We start from the raw sequence: 20144 nt of genomic DNA, 5'->3' as shown, positions 1-20144 counted from the left end.
CTTAGCATAAACTATGCTATAATTGATAGTTGTTATGTACAAGTAACCTTTCTACATTTCCTGTTTTATTTATACATTTTATAAAGTTGAGGATACTATTATGGAGAAACTCTTAAAGTTTGGTTTAGTAGGGATCTTTAATACACTCATTACAATTATTAGCTTTTGGATATTATTAAAATTCGGTATGAACTACCTTATTGCGAATACCATTGCCTATTTAATTGGTGTTGCCAATAGCTACTATTGGAATAAAAATTGGGTGTTTAAACCTAATAATAAAAGCACGTCAATGTTCTTTAAATTTCTAACTGTAAATTTAATTGTATTGGCTTTTAATACATTATGTTTATTTATATTAGTAGATAAACTTACTTTTAACGCATTAATTGCACAGATTTTCGCAATTGGTGTCGGAATGGTTATAAACTTTGTCCTTAATAAAATTTGGACATTCAACCAAACCGAAAAGGCTACTAATTAAACTTGAACAACTTATTAAAAATACGGAGGATACAACATGCAAAAATTAATTTCGGTTGTAGTTCCTATGTACTTCGAGGAAGAAGTAGCACAGGAATGTTATAACCGTTTAAAGTCCGTTATGCTTCAAAATGATATTAATTACGAGTTTGTCTTTGTAAACGACGGTAGCACAGACCGTACAATGGAAATCTTATCTGAGATTGCAGCAAATGATTACCGTACAAAAATCGTTAATTTTGCACGTAACTTTGGACACCAAATAGCCGTTACAGCCGGTATTGCCGCTGCAAAAGGTGATGCTATCGTAATTATAGATGCAGACTTACAAGATCCACCTGAAGTTATCACTGAACTTATTGCAAAATGGGAAGAAGGATATGAAGTTGTTTATGCAAAACGTAAACAACGTAAAGGTGAAACTTGGTTTAAACTTTTAACAGCTAAATATTTCTATAAATTCTTAAACTATATGTCTGATATTGATATCCCAAAAGATACTGGTGATTTCCGAATCATCGACCGCAAAGTAGCTGATGTTTTCAATCAAATGACTGAGCGAAATCGCTTCATCCGCGGTATGATGTCTTGGGTTGGCTTCCGCCAAACGTATGTTGAATATGAACGCGATGAGCGCTTTGCTGGTGAAACGAAATATCCATTAAAGAAAATGATTAAATTTGCATCAGATGGCATTATTGCATTTTCAACAAAACCGTTACGTATCGTTATGACTTTAGGCTTATTATCAGTTCTCATTTCAATAATTGTTCTATTATATACAATTACCGTGAAAATCATTGGCACTGGTACACAAACAGGTTGGGCATCAATTATGGTTGCTATTACATTCTTTAGCGGTATTCAGTTACTTGGTCTTGGAATCGTTGGCCAATATATTGCTCGTATTTACGACGAAAGCAAAAATCGTCCGATTTATATTGTGAAAGAAACAATCAATATTGAGCAAGAAGAGACTACACAAACAAAAGAAAAAGTGAATGCATAATAAAAAAGGTAACAATGATAGCTTTCATTGTTACCTTTTTATATTGTAATACCCCATAAGCCTCAAACGAAATTCTTTTAAATTTGGATATACCTCTAAATTAGATAACATCCCTTGAATGACCGGGATCCTTGGATTTTGCAATCTCATTTCTGCCTCCAAAACATCTAATGTAACAAGCAATTCCTCATCTTCTAATTGATCAGCTAACGTGCGTTTAAAAACGATAATTTCTTTTAAAAAGTGTTCCTTAACCTGCTCCTTAATAAGCTCCGATTTGCAAAGGAATTCTCCCAGCTTTTCTTCATGTAACACAGGTTCTTCCGAAGATTCTACCAATCCATCTACTAAATCATCTACTCTTTTCAAAATAAAAGCAGAAACATAAGATAAGTCAATTTCTGGTGCTTGTAAAATAATTAGTTCTAAATATCCACGACATATGCCTTCTACCATAATGACTAAATCTAATAAATAAGGCATAACCTTCTCACCATAAATAGACAGTAAACTATTCCGATAAAATGCGTGAGACTCTAACTTCATCCGCATCATAAACTCTTCTACTTCTTTATTAAAAGGGATAGCATTTTCCCTTGCATGCATAATAATAAATTCTTTATGCTTTTGTATATCATTAAACTGGCAATGCAATTGTTTTGCAAATTTTTCACGCGGCAATAACGATTCTTTTTCAATATCCATCATTTTATTTTGAATCTTGTCATAGTAATATCGAAGTGTTGCTAATAAAAGCTCCTCTTTTGATTTAAAGTATAAATAGAAAGCTCCCTTAGATATGCCACAAGCGGTCACAATTTCCTGTACTGATGTCGCATTTACACCCTTAGTCGCAAATAACTTCATAGCCATCTCTATAATTAAACGCTCTTTTTCTTTCATATCATGTCTCTCCTAAATTTAATCTCGCATCTTATTATGAATTTATCCCGCTATTCGCCGGGCAGTAAACCCGATTGGTGAGGGCTGATAATCAGTAGGAATGAAAAAATCCCCACTGATTCAAGTTTCACTTTATTATACCATCCCTTTTCATTGACGGCTGACCAATCAGTCAGTTATATTATGTATTAGACTGACCAGTTGGTCAATACAATACAAAGGGAGCGCAAACATGAACAAAATCATTAATTTCTCGTTAAAAAATAAGTTCGCAGTTTGGCTACTAACCATTCTTGTTACCATTGCAGGTATTTATTCTGGGCTGAACATGAAGCTGGAAACAATTCCTGATATTACAACACCGATTGTAACAGTAACCACGGTTTATCCTGGTGCTACACCAGAAGAAGTAGCTGACAAAGTTTCAAAACCGATGGAAGAGCAACTGCAAAATTTAAGTGGTGTAAACGTTGTTAGTTCATCATCTTTTCAAAACGCATCTTCTATTCAGGTAGAATATGATTTTGATAAAAATATGGAAAAGGCTGAAACAGAAATTAAAGAAGCTCTCGCAAATGTGAAACTGCCAGAAGGTGTAAAAGACCCTAAAGTTTCACGTGTAAACTTTAATGCCTTTCCAGTTATTTCGTTAAGCGTAGCAAGTAAAAATGAATCTTTAGCTACCTTAACTGAAAATGTAGAGAAGAATGTTGTGCCAGGATTAAAAGGACTTGATGGTGTTGCATCTGTTCAAATTTCAGGTCAACAAGTAGATGAAGTACAACTTGTCTTCAAGAAAGATAAGATGAAAGAATTAGGTTTAAGTGAAGATACTGTAAAAAATGTAATTAAAGGATCGGACGTATCTTTGCCACTTGGCTTATATACATTTAAAGACACAGAAAAATCAGTTGTTGTAGATGGAAATATTACAACGATTAAAGCATTAACAGAATTAAAGATCCCGGCTATACCTTCATCACCGAGCGGTCAAGGTAGTCCAAACGCTGGAACCGGTGCACAAACGCCGCAAATGAATCCAGCCGCTATGAATGGAATTCCGACATTTACATTAGACGAAATCGCTGACATTAAAGAAGTCGGAAAAGCAGAGTCAATTTCTCGAACAAACGGAAAAGAAGCAATAGGAATTCAAATTGTAAAAGCTGCTGATGCGAATACAGTTGATGTTGTAAATGCAGCGAAAGATAAAGTAAAAGAACTTGAGAAAAAATATAAAGACTTAGAGATTATTTCAACATTCGACCAAGGTGCACCGATTGAGAAATCAGTAGAAACAATGCTGAGCAAAGCCATTTTTGGTGCTATCTTTGCGATTGTTATTATTATGCTGTTCCTACGAAATATCCGAACAACATTAATCTCTGTCGTTTCCATACCACTTTCTTTATTAATTGCTGTATTAGTCATAAAGCAAATGGATATTACGCTTAACATTATGACACTTGGAGCAATGACAGTGGCTATTGGACGCGTTGTGGATGACTCCATTGTTGTTATTGAAAATATTTACCGACGAATGTCGTTATCAGAAGAGAAACTACGCGGAAAAGATTTAATTCGTGAAGCTACGAAGGAAATGTTCATTCCAATTATGTCTTCTACCATTGTAACAATTGCTGTATTCTTACCGCTTGGACTAGTAAAAGGTATGATTGGTGAAATGTTCTTACCATTTGCCTTAACTATCGTCTTCGCTTTATTAGCATCGTTACTAGTAGCAGTTACAATCGTGCCGATGCTAGCTCACTCTTTATTTAAGAAAGAGAGCATGAGGGAAAAAGAAGTACATCATGAAGAAAAACCAAGTAGATTAGCAAACGGGTATAAACGCATACTTGCATGGGCTTTAAATCATAAAATCATTACATCAAGTATCGCTGTCCTTCTATTAGTTGGTAGTCTTGCACTTGTTCCAGTTATCGGTGTAAGTTTCTTACCATCTGAAGAAGAAAAAATGATCATTGCAACGTACAACCCTGAACCAGGGCAAACGTTAGAAGACGTTGAAAAAATTGCAACGAAAGCTGAGAAGCACTTCCAAGATAATAAAGACGTCAAAACAATTCAATTCTCATTAGGTGGCGAAAACCCAATGAGTCCTGGTCAATCCAACCAGGCAATGTTTTTCGTGCAATATGATAACGACACGAAAAACTTTGAAAAAGAGAAAGAACAAGTCGTTAAAGATTTACAGAAGATGTCTGGAAAAGGCGAATGGAAAAACCAAGATTTCGGAGCAAGTGGCGGTAGTAATGAAATTAAACTATACGTGTACGGAGATAGCTCGGAAGACATTAAGCCTGTCGTAAAAGATATTCAAAATATCATGAAGAAAAATAAAGACTTAAAAGATATAGACTCTAGTATTGCAAAAACATACGCAGAGTACACTTTAGTCGCAGATCAAGAAAAACTAAGTAAAATGGGTCTCACAGCTGCGCAAATTGGAATGGGACTTTCTAATCCACATGATCGCCCTGTTCTAACAACAATTAAAAAAGACGGTAAAGATGTCAATGTATATGTAGAAGCTGACAAACAAAATTATGAAACAATCGATGACTTAACAAATCGAAAAATTACAACACCACTTGGTACTGAAGTGGCTGTGAAAGATGTTATGACTGTAAAAGAAGGTGAAACTTCAAATACAGTAAAACACCGCGATGGCCGTGTTTATGCAGAAGTAAGTGCAAAACTAACATCTGATGACGTTTCAAAAGCATCTGCCGCTGTTCAAAAAGAAGTAGATAAAATGGATCTTCCTTCGGGCGTAGATGTTTCTATGGGCGGCGTTACAAAAGATATTGAAGAATCATTCAAGCAACTTGGCTTAGCGATGTTAGCTGCGATTGCCATCGTATACTTCGTTCTTGTCGTTACATTTGGCGGTGCCCTTGCACCATTCGCAATTTTATTCTCGCTACCATTTACAATTATTGGAGCACTTGTTGCCTTATTAATCTCGGGCGAAACGCTAAGTGTCTCTGCAATGATTGGTGCGCTTATGTTAATTGGTATCGTTGTAACAAATGCAATCGTGCTTATCGACCGCGTTATTCATAAAGAAAATGAAGGTCTATCAACACGTGAAGCTTTATTAGAAGCCGGTGCTACACGCCTTCGTCCGATTTTAATGACTGCAATTGCAACAATCGGGGCCCTTATCCCGCTTGCATTAGGATTTGAAGGTAGCGGCTTAATTTCTAAAGGACTTGGTGTAACGGTAATTGGTGGATTAACAAGTTCAACGTTATTAACACTTCTTATTGTTCCAATCGTTTATGAAGCATTAAGCAAGTTCAAAAAGAAAAAAGCAAAATAACAAAAAAATAACCTCGCAGTTAGCGAGGTTATTTTTTATTTCCGAATAAGATTAGGAAATCACCATATCCTTCTTTCTCTAATTCCTCTTTTGGAATAAATCGAAGAGCTGCGGAGTTAATACAGTAACGAAGACCATCTGGTCCTGGACCGTCTGGAAATACGTGCCCAAGATGCGAATCTCCTTCCTTACTTCTCACTTCTGTACGAGTCATATTATGACTCACATCCATTTTTTCTTTCAGACTAGCTGACATAACTGGCTTTGTAAAACTAGGCCATCCACACCCACTATCAAACTTATCTAAAGAAGTAAACAAAGGCTCACCTGAAACGATATCTACATAAAGACCTTCTTCTTTATGATTCCAATACTCATTTCGAAAGGGTGGTTCCGTTCCATTTTCCTGCGTTACATAAAATTGCATCTCATTGAGTTTTTCTTTTAAATGAGCATTATCTTTTGGCCAATGTTGTTTAATAAACGCATCTCGTCCTGAGCCTTTACGGTATAACTCGTAGCGGAATGTGTTTTTCTTATGATATCCTTGATGATATTCTTCAGCCGGATAAAACGTAGTAGCTGGTAATATTTTTGTCGCAATCGGCTTTGAAAAGCGTCCGCTCATTGCAAGCTCTTCTTTTGAAGCTTCTGCTTTTTTATGTTGTTCTTCATTCTGATAAAAAATCACTGTTTCGTAAGACTGTCCACGGTCGTGGAATTGCCCACCTATATCAGTCGGATCAATTTGTCTCCAGTATATATTTAATAACTCCTCATACGGCATTTTATTTGCATCAAATGTAATTTGTACTGCCTCATAATGTCCCGTCGTTTCTGAACATACTTCTTTATACGTTGGGTTCTCTTTATGACCACCCGTATAGCCAGAAACAACCTGTATAATTCCTTCCATCTCTTCAAATGGCGAAACCATACACCAGAAGCACCCTCCAGCAAATGTAGCTTGCTCTACCTTTTCATTTACAGCCATTCTTTCACCCCTATTCTATGTTCTTCTTACAGTATGGCATAAGAAACATCATGTTATAAAAGAAAAAGCATCGAACATCGATGCTTTTTCTTTACTTCACTTTATTTTTTTCCAACATCCTTCTCCATTTCATCACTTGTCACATCTAAGACATCTAATAAGAAAATAAAGATTGGAATACCGATAATTAATCCCCATACACCTAAGAAGTGTTCTGAGAAGATTAATACCATAAATGTATAGAAAATCGGTAAATTTGTTTTTTGCGACATAAACTTCGGATTTAGCACGTAACTTTCAAGCGCATGAATTACTGTTACGATAACTAAAATATAAACAACGTACATAATACCGCCGATATTGTAAGCAATCATACAAAGCGGGAATAACGAAATGATAACCCCAGCTACTGGAATTAAACCAAGCAAGAAGATCATTAACGCTAAACCTAATAATTGCGGGAATCCTAATATCCATAGTGCAATAACGGATAAAACACAGTTAACAACTGCAATTAAAAATTGTGCTTCAATTACTTTTCCGAATGAACGTGCAAATTTCTTACCGAAGTACTCAATTTCAGTATAAAATATTGCAAGTCGGCTTTCTTTAAATTTTGCAGTAAAAGCAACGATACGAGCTTTTTCCAATAAGAAAAATAAACTTAAAATTAAAGAAAGTAACACTTGAAGACCAAATTTCCCAACATTCGTAATCGATTTATACAAAATGTCGACGCCTTGTCCTACATATTTTGAAAGTTCCATATGGTTGACAGCATTCACTGCATACTTAATTAATTCACTATCTGGTGGGTTTCTTAAAAATACATTAAATTGATAAATCAATTGTGAAATTTGTATCGTTAATACTGGTAAATATTTAAATAGCGTAATAGCAATTCCACCAATTAACATTACATATAGAAATGCTATAATAATCTTTCGATTAATGGGCATGAAATGATCTAATTTACGAGAAATAAACTTTTGGAATCGATCCATTAAATACGTGAGAATAAACGTAATTAAAATTAAATTCAACATACTTTGCAGCCCGTATAACACGAGAGCAAGTATTACTAATACGAGTAACCTCTGAAATCCTTTGCTTTGAAACAGGTTTTTTATTTGCATAATCGACGAGTACTCTCTCCTGTCCTATAAAGTAAAACGTTAATAAGTAGATTTTTTCTCTCTTCTCTACCTTTAATTATTTATTCATATGAAGATTTTTATAAGCTTATTATATATCTCCCTTAGCAGATCCTATAGTAGCTTACTTCTTATTTTACAATACAATGACCTAATTCAAAACGTATTCTACACAGTATTAATGAAGATTTAAGGAAACTTACATTTTATTTAAATAGGTCTTACCACTACTGTAACATAAAAAGCAAGCTATCAGTAGAAATCTGTCCTACAAATAGCTTGCTTTTCTCATTTTTTAAGTAAGTTTTCCTAGCCAATGAATGGCATAAACATTGGTATGACAACTACAGTTACAACCCCAACTACTGTTACAGCAATACTTGCCATAGCTGCCTCTACTTCACCCATTTCAATTCCTACTGCCACTCCTAATGCGTGACCTGCTGTTCCAAGTGCTAAACCTTTTGCAATTGGATGTTTTACTCTAAATGTTTTTAAGAATAACGCTCCTAATGCGTATACGATAACTGCGTTAAAAATAACTGCAAACGATGTAATTGCTGGTATGCCACCAATACTTTCAGAGATTGGTAACGCAATTGCTGTTGTTGCTGCTTGTGGTAACATTGAATTCATTACTGCTGTATCTAGAACAATTGCTTTTGCAACAATGAACACGACAATTACTGAGCAAATGGATCCAACTACGATAGCCGATAAAATTTGCCACCAATATTTTTTCAGCTTGTCCACTTGTTTATATAATGGAATTGCAAACGCGATTGTTGCTGGTTCTAAGAAGAAGCTAATCATTTTTCCGCCAGTATTATATTCTTCAAAAGTAAAATTACCTACTTTTAGAAAGACAATCCCTAATACCATCGCTACGAATAATGGTGTGAATAAGAAGAATCCTTTTGAATGCTTAAATAATAATGTTCCGATTCCGTATGCTATTAATGAAACGACGATTCCGAAATATGGAGTCATTGTGCTTGCCATGTTCATTCCCTCCTAACAATATATACTAAATTGGTTATGCAACTTTTCCGTGCTTGCGTCCTTTATTTACTACTTTCAATTCTTTCGTATCTTCTATTTCTTTTTCATCTTTTCCTAAAATGAATTGTGCAAATAACCCTGTTACAGCGAGTAAAATAATTGTTGCTACAACAATTACAGTTAAAATTTGTACAAAATATTGTCCCATTACACCGAGAGAATTAATAACTGAAATACCTGATGGAACGAAAAGGAATCCGATAATACCTGTTAAGGCCGTTCCGAGTGATTCAACTTGTTCCAATTTAATAACCTTCAAACATAATAGGCTAAATAAAATAACTAATCCGATCACCGATGAAGGCATCGGAATTGGTAAATGTGTTGCAATAATATTAGAAACTAACATAATAGCTGAGAATATGAATGCTTGTGATAAGAAACTATATACTTTTTTCGTACTCATTTTGGCCACCTCTTTCGATTTGGTACCTTTATTGTATAAGATACAAGCAAAACTGTAAGCGTTTACACAACAGAACGTCAAATATACAAAATTAATTACAGAAATAGGCAGATGAAATACAAAAAGCTACTTCTTAAATACGAAGTAGCTTTTTGAGTTCTTTTGCATATGTACGGCTAACAGGTACTTTTGATCCTTCTTTCATAATTAAATTATATGTAGAATTGAACCATGGTTGTATTTCTGTAATATGATTAATATTTGCAATAAAACTGCGATGGACACGCATAAAACTTGCTTGCGGCAACTTCTTTTCTAAAATGACAAGTGTATCATGTGTTACATATGTTTCTCTCATCGTTTTTACTGTCACTTTTCCGTCCACAAGTCCTACATATATAATATCTTCAATATTCACAAGTACAATCGATTCTTCAATTGGTAATGCTAATTTATGCATCTCGGTCGTTACGTCTACACTCTTTACTTCTTGTTTTGTTTCTAATTTTATTTGTTTTTGCTTTTTATATTTCTTTAATGTCTGTACGATACGCTCTTCATCGAACGGCTTTAAAATGTAGTCTAACGCATCTACTTCAAATGCTTGCAACGCATATTGATCATAGGCCGTAGCAAACACAATTGCAGGTGGATTTTTCATCTTCTTTAATATATTTGCGATTTCAAATCCATTATCATCAGATAACTGAATATCTAGGAACACAATATCTGGTTTATTTTGCATTAGCTCTTCTAATGCATCCTCTACACAATCTGCCTCACCAATTATCTCTACTTCTTTCGTTTGCTCTAATAAATATTTCAATTCATCACGCGCTAACATTTCATCATCAACTACTAATACTTTTAACACTCCGTTTTTCCTCCCCTACTTTTTTCGGAATTACAAAGAGGAACTTTGTCCCTTGCTCTAATTCACTTTCAATTTGAAGCATTGTCTCTTTCCCAAATAACCCGATAAGTCGTTCATTAATATTATATAAAGCTGTTCCGGTCCCTTTCTTTGATGGAACTACCATTTTTCCTAATTGTCCTAGACGTTCACTCTCAATTCCTTGTCCATTATCTTGAACTTCAAAATGCACCATCCTCTCTTTTTCAAACACATGTACTTCAACTTCGCACACCGGCTGCTTTTTCGGAAAAGCATGGCGCAATGCATTTTCAACTAATAGCTGCAGTACAAATGGTGGAACTAAGGTCGTCTTTAACTCTTCCTCAATGTACATCTTCACTGCATACTTATTCGGAAACCTCGCTTGTTCTAACGATAAATATGCATGTACATGATTTAACTCTTGTTCTAATGGAATAAGCAATTGGCGTGCCCCTTGCAAATTACAACGAAAATACACGCTAAGCTGCAATAATAATTTTCTCGCTTTGTCTACATCTGTTCGGCATAAAGCCGATACAGTATTAATTGCATTAAATAAAAAGTGCGGATTGATTTGTGCTTGTAACGCTTTTATTTCGGCATCTTGCAATAACTTACTTTGTAACTCTGCTTCACCTAACTCAAGCTGTGTAGAGAATATTTTCGCCAGCCCTTCCGCTAGCTCTTCTTCCACACGACTTAATTGATTAGAGTTTTTAAAATAAAGCTTTAATGTTCCTATCGTATTCCCATGTGAAGTTAGTGGAATAACAACTGCCGCTTGTAACGGACACCTTTCATGCTGACAATTAATACTTTCACGTGATTTCGCTTTCATTATTTTCCCTGTTTTTAAGACTGTTTTTGATAAACCCGTTATTAAACTGTGGGAAGGAATATGATGATCTGATGCTAATCCAACGTGAGCTAATATCTTCTCTGTATCTGTTAAGGATACCGCATCTGTTCCCGTAAAGCGGTGAATAATTTGTGCCACATGTTTACAAGAATCTTCTGTTAATCCTCTGCGAAAATATGGCAATGTTTTGTCAGCAATTCGTAATACTTTATGCGTTTGTAAAGCTTTCGCATTTTCTTCCTGGCGCAAAATAGCTTGTATCATAGAAAGTAAAATAAAACTTCCGAAACTATTTACAAGGATCATTGGTATCGCAATTGTTTTCACGATACTAATTCCATCCTCTACGATTAATAGGATCATAATCATTTCTAAAGAAACGATAAACACGCTTAAAACCGCCGAAAACTTAGGCGTAATTGCACGATTATATTTTTTGAAAATGTATCCAATATACCCTGTTATAACACCTGCTAAAATTGACGAGATTGCACAACTTAGCGCTGTCGTCCCGCCAAGCATATAACGGTGAATACCAGCAATCGATCCTACTCCAATTCCGACGATAGGACCACCAAGCAATCCACTAATTCCAACACCCATAATACGTGTATTCGCAATTGTACTAGATGACGAAACACCTTGTAGCCAATTTTCATTCATAATTGTATTCCCTGCGATTTCAATTCCCGTGTAATTGCTAACAATTGTAAACACTGAAAAAATACAAATAAGCTTAAGCTTATCGACATACCCATCTTGTCTATGAAGAAGGCGCCTGAACGTTTTAATATGAGAGAGTAAAAATCCTAAAATAACAATAAGTCCGACACGTTCAATCATCATAAGTACTAAATTTAGCATCTGTGATTCATTCCTTTTTATATGAGTTAGTTTTATTATGGGAAAATAATGAAGTGGGCGTCAAGGAGAATGAAGTATCTTTTGAAATATTTTACACATAACAATTCACTCTTTATTTGACAATCTAATAGAAGAGTGCTAAAAATAAGGTAATATAATACAGTCCTTTAACCCAACCCCGTGAGGTTGAGAAGGAAGTCGGAATATACTATACGTATGGTCTTTTTTAGGGATACGTATGCTTTTTTGGCCTTCTCATCATATCAGGTGAGAAGGCCTTTTGTTATTCTTCCATAGCGACTGTAGAAGAAAATAAGGAGGAGTAATGATGAACGTCACTACTGATGTACAATCAACAACAGAGGAGACGAAAGAGAAAAGATATAAAACATTGTTTGGTTCTGCGCTAGGATATGCAGCAGAAGGTTTAGATATGTTGCTCTTATCTTTCGTACTCGTCTACATTTTAAAAGAATTTCATTTAAGCCCTGTTGAAGGTGGAAACTTAACATTAGCTACCACAATAGGAATGCTAATTGGGTCTTATTTATTTGGATTTATTGCTGATTTATTTGGGCGTATCCGTACGATGGCCTTCACAATCTTACTATTCTCACTAGCAACAGCACTTATTTATTTCGCAACAGATTATTGGCAATTATTAATTCTTCGCTTTTTAGTTGGAATGGGAGTTGGTGGTGAATTCGGGATTGGGATGGCCATCGTAACTGAAACATGGTCTAAAGAAATGCGCGCTAAGGCAACATCCGTTGTTGCACTTGGATGGCAATTTGGCGTACTAGTCGCTTCACTCCTTCCAGCATTTATCGTCCCGCATTTCGGATGGAGAGCTGTTTTCCTATTTGGGCTCATTCCCGCTCTACTAGCTGTCTATGCACGCAAAAGTTTAAGTGAACCGAAAATATGGGAACAAAAACAAAGATACAAAAAAGAGTTGTTACAAAAAGAAGCTGAAGGTAATTTAACAACTACTGAGGCAGAACAACTAAAGCAAATGAAAAAGTTCCCACTTCGAAAGTTATTTGCCAATAAAAAAGTAACGATAACAACCATTGGTCTTATTATTATGTCATTCATCCAGAACTTTGGATATTATGGGATTTTCACATGGATGCCAACTATTTTGGCAAATAAATATAACTACACGTTAGCAAAAGCGAGCGGTTGGATGTTCATCTCTACGATCGGCATGCTAATTGGAATTGCAACATTTGGTATTCTAGCCGATAAAATTGGCCGCCGTAAAACTTTTACAATCTATTATGCTGGTGGTACTATATACTGTCTCATTTACTTCTTCTTATTCACAGAATCAACATTATTGTTATGGGGAAGTGCATTGCTTGGATTCTTTGCAAATGGCATGATGGGCGGATTTGGCGCAGTTTTAGCTGAAAACTATCCTGCCGAAGCTCGCTCGACAGCAGAAAACTTTATTTTCGGTACAGGACGCGGTTTAGCTGGATTTGGACCTGTTATTATCGGATTACTTGCTGCAGGTGGAAATTTAATGGGAGCACTATCTCTCATCTTCATTATCTATCCAATCGGTTTAGTTACAATGCTATTATGTGTCCCAGAGACGAAAGATAAAGTATTAGAATAGATTGAAACTGTATCCTTCAAGAAAAGTAGTTGGATAAATAGCAAAGAGGAAGCATCTCAAATGAGATGCTTCCTCTTTTTATATAAATACAATTATTTATTTTGATTTACTAGCTTTTTGAAACAAGAAGGAAGTTTTCTCTTCTTCTTTTACAATACCTTGTTTTAAGGCTAATTCCCCTGCAACTTTAGGCGCTAGCCATAGCATTGGGAATAACAGAATGGATACTGGGACAGCTGTTACTACGATGAATGATTGTAAGGCGTTAATACTTCCCTCACCCATGTATAAAAGAATTGCTGCAACTGCGCCCATAATAAGTGACCAAAACACTCGCAAGCTAATTCTAGGATCTCCATCTCCAGTCACTGCCATTGAAATCGAGTAAGCCATTGAATCTCCTGTTGTCACTACAAATAAAATTGTTAATAAAAGAAATGCAGGTCCAATAATATGAGAGAGTGGCAGTTGCTCTGTAATTGCAATCATAGCCGCTGGCATACCAGATTCACTTAATGCAGTCGAGATAGAACCAGGATTCATTAACTCATAAAATACACCTGATCCTCCCAAAATCGTAAACCAAAACGTTGTAATAATAGGTGCAATGATTCCAATTGCAACGATGATTTCTCGGATTGTTCTTCCTCTTGAAATACGGCTGACTAAAATTGCCATCATCGGTCCGTATCCAATAAACCATCCCCAGAAAAAGATTGTCCATGACCCTAACCAACCTGTATCACCACGATATGTGCTCATTGGAATAAATTCATTTATATAAAATCCAAACGAAGAAACAAATGAATCAATAATAAATCCACCTGGTCCAAACAGTAATACGAATGCCATTAATAAAACTGCTAACCTAACATTTAAATTACTTATAATTTGGATCCCTTTATCAATTCCCGTTACCGCAGATATAGTAGAAACAGCTACTACACAAACAATAATGGCTAATTGAGTAGTAAACACATCAGGAATGTTAAACAATGCTTGTAATCCATAACTTGCTTGTAGTCCTAAAAATCCGATTGGACCAATCGTCCCTGCAGCTACCGCAATAATGGCAAATACATCAATCATCGTTCCAAGCCAACTCTTTCGCAATCTCTCCCCAAAAATAGGATATAAAAGTGTTCGAGGCTTTAACGGCATACCTTTATGATAGTGTCCGTACATCATAACTACCGCACTAATTGTACCTAAAATCGTCCAAGCGAGGAAACCCCAATGCATATAACTTTGTGCTAAAGCAGGCATTACTGCTTCTTTCGTTCCAGCAGTTATACCTTCATGTATTGGTGGCACCGTCATCAAATGGTACATCGGCTCTGCAGCTGCCCAAAAAACGCCACCTCCGGCAAGTAATGTAGACATAATAATAGCGAGCCATTTTGTCGTACTAATCTCAGGTTTTTCTAGCCCCCCAAGTTTAACTCTCCCATATTTTGAAAATGCCATACACATTGCCACAATAAATGTACCAATTAATAAAACCTGCCAAAAGGCACCAAAATATTTAATCGAAGCTGCAAAACTTCTATTAATGACTCCCTCTACGTAACTTTTATTTAAAATAACTGCAATTACAAATAATAAAAGTGAGCCACCACTAATAAGAAATACGGGCCAATCTGTTTTTCGACTCTTCATTCTCAATTACACTTCCTCCTTCCTCAGCAATCTAAAAAAACAACTTTATTATGTTTTATTGTTTACACCCAAAACATAATGATTATATAAGCATAATAATTCATCGATTTTCTACACACTTATGTTGTCCCTAAAAATATGCTAAATCCCTTATTTAAAAGAAAATTTCCATTCCTATTACATAAAAAAGCAAAACAAAAGACCTTATATTTCTATAAGGTCTTCGAAACAGAAATTTGATTATAACATAAGGAACATCTTGGTTCAAAAAGCTCCTTCCAAAAATAACCGAGCGTAAAGGCTTCCATTTGCTACGTAACAGTAATTAAAAAAAATTATATTTTGCATAAAAAGACTATACTAAATATCATTTATGAAAGAAATTTGGCTTCAAAATTTCATTCGGATACGGTTTATGATAAATATGAGTGGTAGCTGGAGATAACGGTGGAATGAGCCACACCCAATTGCCTGTTACAACCCGTCCACATGCTGCTTCTTGCTTCTCAAATTGTTGAAATTGTTGTGCAGCTGTATGGTGATCCACAATACTAACTCCTTGTTTTTTGAAGGAATGTAATACAGCAATATTCAACTCAATTAGCGCCTTGTCTTTCCATAACGTACCGTTTCTCGATGTATCTAATTCCATCATCTCCGCAACAGCCGGAAGTAAATTATAGCGATCATAATCCGCTAAGTTACGAGCCCCAATCTCCGTTCCCATATACCATCCATTGAACGGAGCTGCCGTATAAGAAATACCGCCAATTTCTAAGCGCATATCTGAAATCATTGGAACCCCATACCATTTTGCTCCTAAAGATGAGATTGGGTACTCTGGATGTTCAATCGGTACCTCTTTCACTTCTTTTTTAGGAATTTCTTTATATACAGGTTCTTTTCCATCAACAGAAAACACAAGTGGCAATACATCGAAACTCGTACCTTCTCCTTGCCAGCCAAGTTCCTGACAAAAATCCGTAAACGCAGTGGAATGAGAGTCACCAATCACTCCCATTTCTGTTTTATATCCTGCATATCGAATCAATTGGTGATTATAAATTCGTATATTATTTTCCTCACCTTGATATTGCTTAAAAATTGTAATTGTCGGTTTCACTTTTCCATCGTTCGTTGCATATTTAATATGATGAATTAATGCATTATATACACCTTCTTCATCATTTACTTCACGTGCATCTAATATGTGCATCTTACTCCAAAATAGTCTTCCGATACATCGATTACTATTGCGCCATGCCATTCGCGATCCATGAACAAGTTCTTCGAATGTATGCTCATACGTCCCCGTCTTCTCTATCTCAACTTGAATTTCTTTCACACGCTCTTCTATGAATTGCTCTTTATTAAGCTCTTTATAGCAAATCGTAATAAACTGACTCGCTTCCTCTATTAATTGTTTCGTTTTACTCATAAACAATCTCCTTCTATTTCAACAAAACGTTCTACTTTACAGTATAAGCAAAAAGAATACGAGTCACAAATGAAAGTCGAAGTGTTACTTTTATTGTAATATTTTTCAGAAAATTAAAGACATTACTATTGACTTACATAAAAAATAGGTGTATTTTTTACTCAGGTAAAGTTTTTTTACCTAGACCAACTTTTAAAGAGAAAGGAGGTAATGTTATGTCTTCATTTCAATTGCCAAAGCTTTCATATGACTATGATGAACTAGAGCCATATATCGATAGCAATACGCTTTCCATTCATCATGGAAAGCACCATGCGACATACGTAAATAACTTGAATGCCGCTTTAGAAAACTATACGGAATTACATAATAAATCTTTAGAAGAGTTACTATGTAATTTAGACGTTTTACCAAGGGAAATTGTTACAGCTGTAAGAAATAACGGCGGTGGTCACTATTGTCATAGTCTTTTTTGGGAAGTAATGAGCCCACGAGGTGGCGGTGAACCTAATGGAGACGTTGCAAAAGTAATTGATTATTATTTCAATACCTTTGACAACTTAAAAGATCAACTTTCCAAAGCAGCTATTAGTCGTTTTGGAAGTGGCTATGGATGGCTTATCCTGGATGGTGAAGAACTTTCCGTTATGAGTACACCAAATCAAGATACACCTTTGCAAGAAGGTAAGATTCCATTACTCGTCATCGATGTATGGGAACACGCCTATTATTTAAAGTATCAAAATCGGCGTCCAGAATTTGTTACCAATTGGTGGCATACAGTGAACTGGGACCGGGTAAATGAAAAGTATTTACAAGCAATCCAATCACAAAAACATTAGTCGTGCGTATAAGGTAAGTTTGGTAATGTAAAATTAGTATTGTCGAAATCCTCCAGAATCCCCCGGATTGCCACCGGGGGATTTATGATTATTTCATTGCATGTATGTAATAACGTAATACTTGTTCTATGTCTATTTTCAACTCTCGGAACGGGAATCCTAATTCACTAGCTTTTCCATTATGTAATGTACAATTAATCACTTCATTATAAGGCCCTACATTATCTCCTTCTTCTTGAACAAGTGCTTTTATTCCCGTATTTTCTTCTATGAAATGAATAACTTCGCTAGTAGAAACTACCCCGTTGCTACAAGCATTAATTGGCCCTTCTATGTCTTTCATCCCACACCAAGCTAAAAATTCTCCTGCCTCTTTCTCATGTATAAATGACAACTCTCCATCTAAATGCTTCACCGCGACAGGCTCTTCCTTCACAATATGTTCAACGTAAAATTGTAACCTTTTCGTATAATCGTTTTCTCCAATAACAACTGGAAAACGTACTGCAACAACTGGAAATGTTGCTTGTTGAAATACAGCAGCTTCAGCTAATCGCTTGCCTTCACCATAATTAAAATCCTTCCTATCCCCATACGTAATAGCATACTCATACGGATTAAAGTTCTCTTCTAACAATTCTAATGACGGCTCGTAAACAGCCATTGAAGATGTCATAACGTATTTCTTCGTTTTTCCTCGTAACACCTTACATATTACCTTCGCTGCATTCGAGCAATAGCATAAATTATCGTATACGATATCATAACTTTTATCTTCTAGATGCTCTGCAAGTTGTTTTTCATCTTCTCTATCTACAATCAGTCTTTTTACTCTACTTCCAAAGGAATCTTCCGTAATTCCTCTCGTCGCAATCGTCACATCGTGTCCATCTTGTAAAAGTGCTTCTACTAAATGTTTACCAAAAAATCTTGTTCCCCCTAGTACCAATACTTTTTTCAACTTCATCATCCCCATTTTGATAAAATGTAAAATAATACCTCTCTATTATAACTGCTCATATATAAAAAGCATGGAATTCGTTTAACGATTCCATGCTTTTCTACAGAAAATATATTAACGTACTCGATATTTATAAATACAATAACAGAAGTATAAAATAGAAATTACGGATACATAAACCCATAGATCATATACAAATCCCTCTCCCCATACTCCCATAAAATAAAAGAGTGAAGGTAACGTCAATGTTACCCATGATTGTACGAAGGCGATTCTTCCAAGATATTGATTGATATTCTTTTTTTGTGTATTTAATACAAAGAATAAATACCAAAGTAATGCCCACATAAACCACGTTAACGCATTCACAACATCATGGAATTGAACAAATGAAACAACCATATAGAATAAAGCAATAATTGCTACCCAAATACAAAACCAGCCTAGACCGCTACTATCCATTCCTTTTATAAAAGTAACACCTACATATAAATATGTTAATCCAAATAAGAAAGTAGCTGCATATGAATACACTGTCCAATTGCTTTGGTCAGAAATCATGATCAAATAGAACGGAATAATAATTTGTAGTGCACCTACAAATAAATTAAAAACACCCGCGCTTTTCACCTCTGCTTTTCCTAATATAACAAGACTATTCAAAAATAAAGCTGCACCCGAAAGTAATAATCCTACGTAACCCATATATCCTCATGTGAAAACCTTACATTTTCACACTGTCCCCTCCTTATCTTGTAAAAATTATATTATTCCTTATTCTCTTTCTTACTTACAACTACATACAAAGTTTTTTAGAAATAAGTCAGACTTCCTACCTTAAAAAACAATAAAAAAAACCTTTTCATACATGTCATACAGTAATGATATCAATCGAAATGTATCACATAATAAAAACGCTTTCAATAATAGGTAATCCAATCAAAAAGCTAATAAGATTATTTGATTATAAACGCACTTTAACAATGATACAAGTATTAGAATACTCTTCCATATTACATTTTTTATTTCTATGAAAAGTTGATATAATAATGCATTTTCCCTATCTCCTTCTATCAATGATCTGCATAGAATATTGTACAATCATATTAAATTAGAAAGGTCTGATATTTATGCCTCTTCATTATCCAAATCAATCTGTTATTCATTCAACAGGTGTATTAACAAGAGAGCCTGCAACAGTTTCAGCAGTAATAAATATTGTAAATTTAGATGCATATTACGCACACTATGTAAATATAGAAGTGTGGGATTGGTCTAACTATTCTAATCCTGTAAAATTACCTGTATTCATCGGTGAAGATACAGTGGTAGAATTCCCATACCCTTTACAAGGTAACAACCTAGCAGTATTTTATGCTAATTTAGATGAAGCTATTAATTTGTATGAAATTCGTATTTCTTATCCTCCCCACTCCAATATTATTGCAAATTGTTTCGGAAGAAGCTTACCGCCTTATACAAGCCAAGAAGGTAATACAGTGTATCATAAACAACTTGTTCGCATTCATTAAGAGTTCTTTCCTCTATAGAACCAGTTGCTATTCAAACGCTATGGTCAGTAATATGTTCTCTTTCCTAAATTGAACATATTACTGATCTCAAGCAATAAAATAAG

Annotated in this window: 17 protein-coding genes; 6 read left to right on the top strand and 11 right to left on the bottom strand. The window is 35.2% G+C overall.

Features of this window, described 5'->3' with window-relative positions; all coding sequences use genetic code 11:
* The first annotated feature begins 100 nt into the window (after positions 1–100).
* Both PDL00_RS20970 and PDL00_RS20965 read left to right on the top strand, forming a co-directional pair.
* The gene (locus tag PDL00_RS20970) at positions 101–484 is read left to right on the top strand and encodes a GtrA family protein (RefSeq protein ID WP_000413281.1); all 384 of its coding nucleotides are present in this window, start codon (positions 101–103) and stop codon (positions 482–484) included.
* Positions 485–520: 36 nt separating this feature from the next.
* Positions 521–1492, top strand: coding sequence for a glycosyltransferase family 2 protein (locus PDL00_RS20965; protein ID WP_098273074.1), 972 nt, complete (start codon positions 521–523; stop codon positions 1490–1492).
* Positions 1493–1522: 30 nt separating this feature from the next.
* Here PDL00_RS20965 and PDL00_RS20960 read toward each other — a convergent pair whose 3' ends face one another.
* A complete protein-coding gene (locus tag PDL00_RS20960) occupies positions 1523–2395 on the bottom strand; it encodes a TetR/AcrR family transcriptional regulator (RefSeq protein WP_242253635.1) in 873 nt (290 codons plus the stop codon).
* 232 nt (positions 2396–2627) lie between these two features.
* On the opposite strand from PDL00_RS20960, the gene PDL00_RS20955 reads away from it, so the two are divergent.
* Positions 2628–5744: an efflux RND transporter permease subunit gene (locus PDL00_RS20955; protein ID WP_270730983.1), complete on the top strand. Its 3117-nt coding sequence runs from the start codon at positions 2628–2630 to the stop codon at positions 5742–5744.
* A gap of 28 nt (positions 5745–5772) precedes the next feature.
* Here the strand turns inward: PDL00_RS20955 and msrB are convergent, their stop codons facing one another.
* The 6 genes from msrB to lytS all read right to left on the bottom strand — a co-directional run bounded on the left by msrB (position 5773) and on the right by lytS (position 11981).
* Positions 5773–6738, bottom strand: coding sequence for a peptide-methionine (R)-S-oxide reductase MsrB (gene msrB, locus PDL00_RS20950; protein ID WP_242253633.1), 966 nt, complete (start codon positions 6736–6738; stop codon positions 5773–5775).
* A gap of 101 nt (positions 6739–6839) precedes the next feature.
* Complete coding sequence (locus PDL00_RS20945; RefSeq protein WP_242253624.1) at positions 6840–7874, bottom strand: AI-2E family transporter; 1035 nt, start codon at positions 7872–7874, stop codon at positions 6840–6842.
* Positions 7875–8201: 327 nt separating this feature from the next.
* Complete coding sequence (gene lrgB, locus PDL00_RS20940; protein ID WP_270730980.1) at positions 8202–8894, bottom strand: antiholin-like protein LrgB; 693 nt, start codon at positions 8892–8894, stop codon at positions 8202–8204.
* A 34-nt stretch (positions 8895–8928) separates the two neighbouring features.
* On the bottom strand, positions 8929–9360 hold the full coding sequence (lrgA, locus tag PDL00_RS20935) for an antiholin-like murein hydrolase modulator LrgA (RefSeq protein WP_073517685.1): 432 nt from the start codon (positions 9358–9360) through the stop codon (positions 8929–8931).
* Between the two features lie 133 nt (positions 9361–9493).
* Entirely contained in the window at positions 9494–10234 is a 741-nt protein-coding gene (locus PDL00_RS20930; RefSeq protein WP_048560483.1) for a LytR/AlgR family response regulator transcription factor, read from the bottom strand.
* Positions 10212–11981 (bottom strand): two-component system sensor histidine kinase LytS, encoded by a 1770-nt coding sequence (lytS, locus tag PDL00_RS20925; protein ID WP_270730976.1) that lies wholly within the window; start codon positions 11979–11981, stop codon positions 10212–10214. The genes PDL00_RS20930 and lytS overlap by 23 nt, the downstream gene beginning before the upstream one ends.
* 328 nt (positions 11982–12309) lie before the next feature.
* Here lytS and PDL00_RS20920 point away from each other — a divergent pair, with 328 nt between their 5' ends.
* Positions 12310–13608 (top strand): MFS transporter, encoded by a 1299-nt coding sequence (locus tag PDL00_RS20920; RefSeq protein WP_270730974.1) that lies wholly within the window; start codon positions 12310–12312, stop codon positions 13606–13608.
* Between the two features lie 96 nt (positions 13609–13704).
* Here the strand turns inward: PDL00_RS20920 and PDL00_RS20915 are convergent, their stop codons facing one another.
* Both PDL00_RS20915 and PDL00_RS20910 read right to left on the bottom strand, forming a co-directional pair.
* The gene (locus PDL00_RS20915; protein WP_262741919.1) at positions 13705–15273 is read right to left on the bottom strand and encodes a BCCT family transporter; all 1569 of its coding nucleotides are present in this window, start codon (positions 15271–15273) and stop codon (positions 13705–13707) included.
* A 361-nt stretch (positions 15274–15634) separates the two neighbouring features.
* The gene (locus PDL00_RS20910) at positions 15635–16705 is read right to left on the bottom strand and encodes a nitric oxide synthase oxygenase (protein ID WP_270730972.1); all 1071 of its coding nucleotides are present in this window, start codon (positions 16703–16705) and stop codon (positions 15635–15637) included.
* Between the two features lie 215 nt (positions 16706–16920).
* On the opposite strand from PDL00_RS20910, the gene sodA reads away from it, so the two are divergent.
* The gene (sodA, locus tag PDL00_RS20905; RefSeq protein WP_270730970.1) at positions 16921–17547 is read left to right on the top strand and encodes a superoxide dismutase [Mn]; all 627 of its coding nucleotides are present in this window, start codon (positions 16921–16923) and stop codon (positions 17545–17547) included.
* Positions 17548–17635: 88 nt separating this feature from the next.
* On the opposite strand, the gene PDL00_RS20900 is transcribed toward sodA, so the two are convergent.
* Positions 17636–18517, bottom strand: a complete 882-nt coding sequence (locus tag PDL00_RS20900; protein WP_270730967.1) for an NAD-dependent epimerase/dehydratase family protein — start codon at positions 18515–18517, stop codon at positions 17636–17638.
* A gap of 105 nt (positions 18518–18622) precedes the next feature.
* Positions 18623–19213, bottom strand: a complete 591-nt coding sequence (locus PDL00_RS20895; RefSeq protein ID WP_242253613.1) for an AmiS/UreI family transporter — start codon at positions 19211–19213, stop codon at positions 18623–18625.
* 425 nt (positions 19214–19638) lie between these two features.
* On the opposite strand from PDL00_RS20895, the gene PDL00_RS20890 reads away from it, so the two are divergent.
* Positions 19639–20040 (top strand): hypothetical protein, encoded by a 402-nt coding sequence (locus PDL00_RS20890; protein WP_242253611.1) that lies wholly within the window; start codon positions 19639–19641, stop codon positions 20038–20040.
* Positions 20041–20144: the final 104 nt, after the last annotated feature.

The sequence above is a fragment of the Bacillus cereus group sp. TH152-1LC genome (genome assembly GCF_027710505.1).
Lineage (GTDB): Bacteria > Bacillota > Bacilli > Bacillales > Bacillaceae_G > Bacillus_A > Bacillus_A mobilis.
The sequence above is the reverse complement of the archived record's forward strand: the minus strand, read 5'-3'. Positions and strand labels throughout refer to the sequence as shown.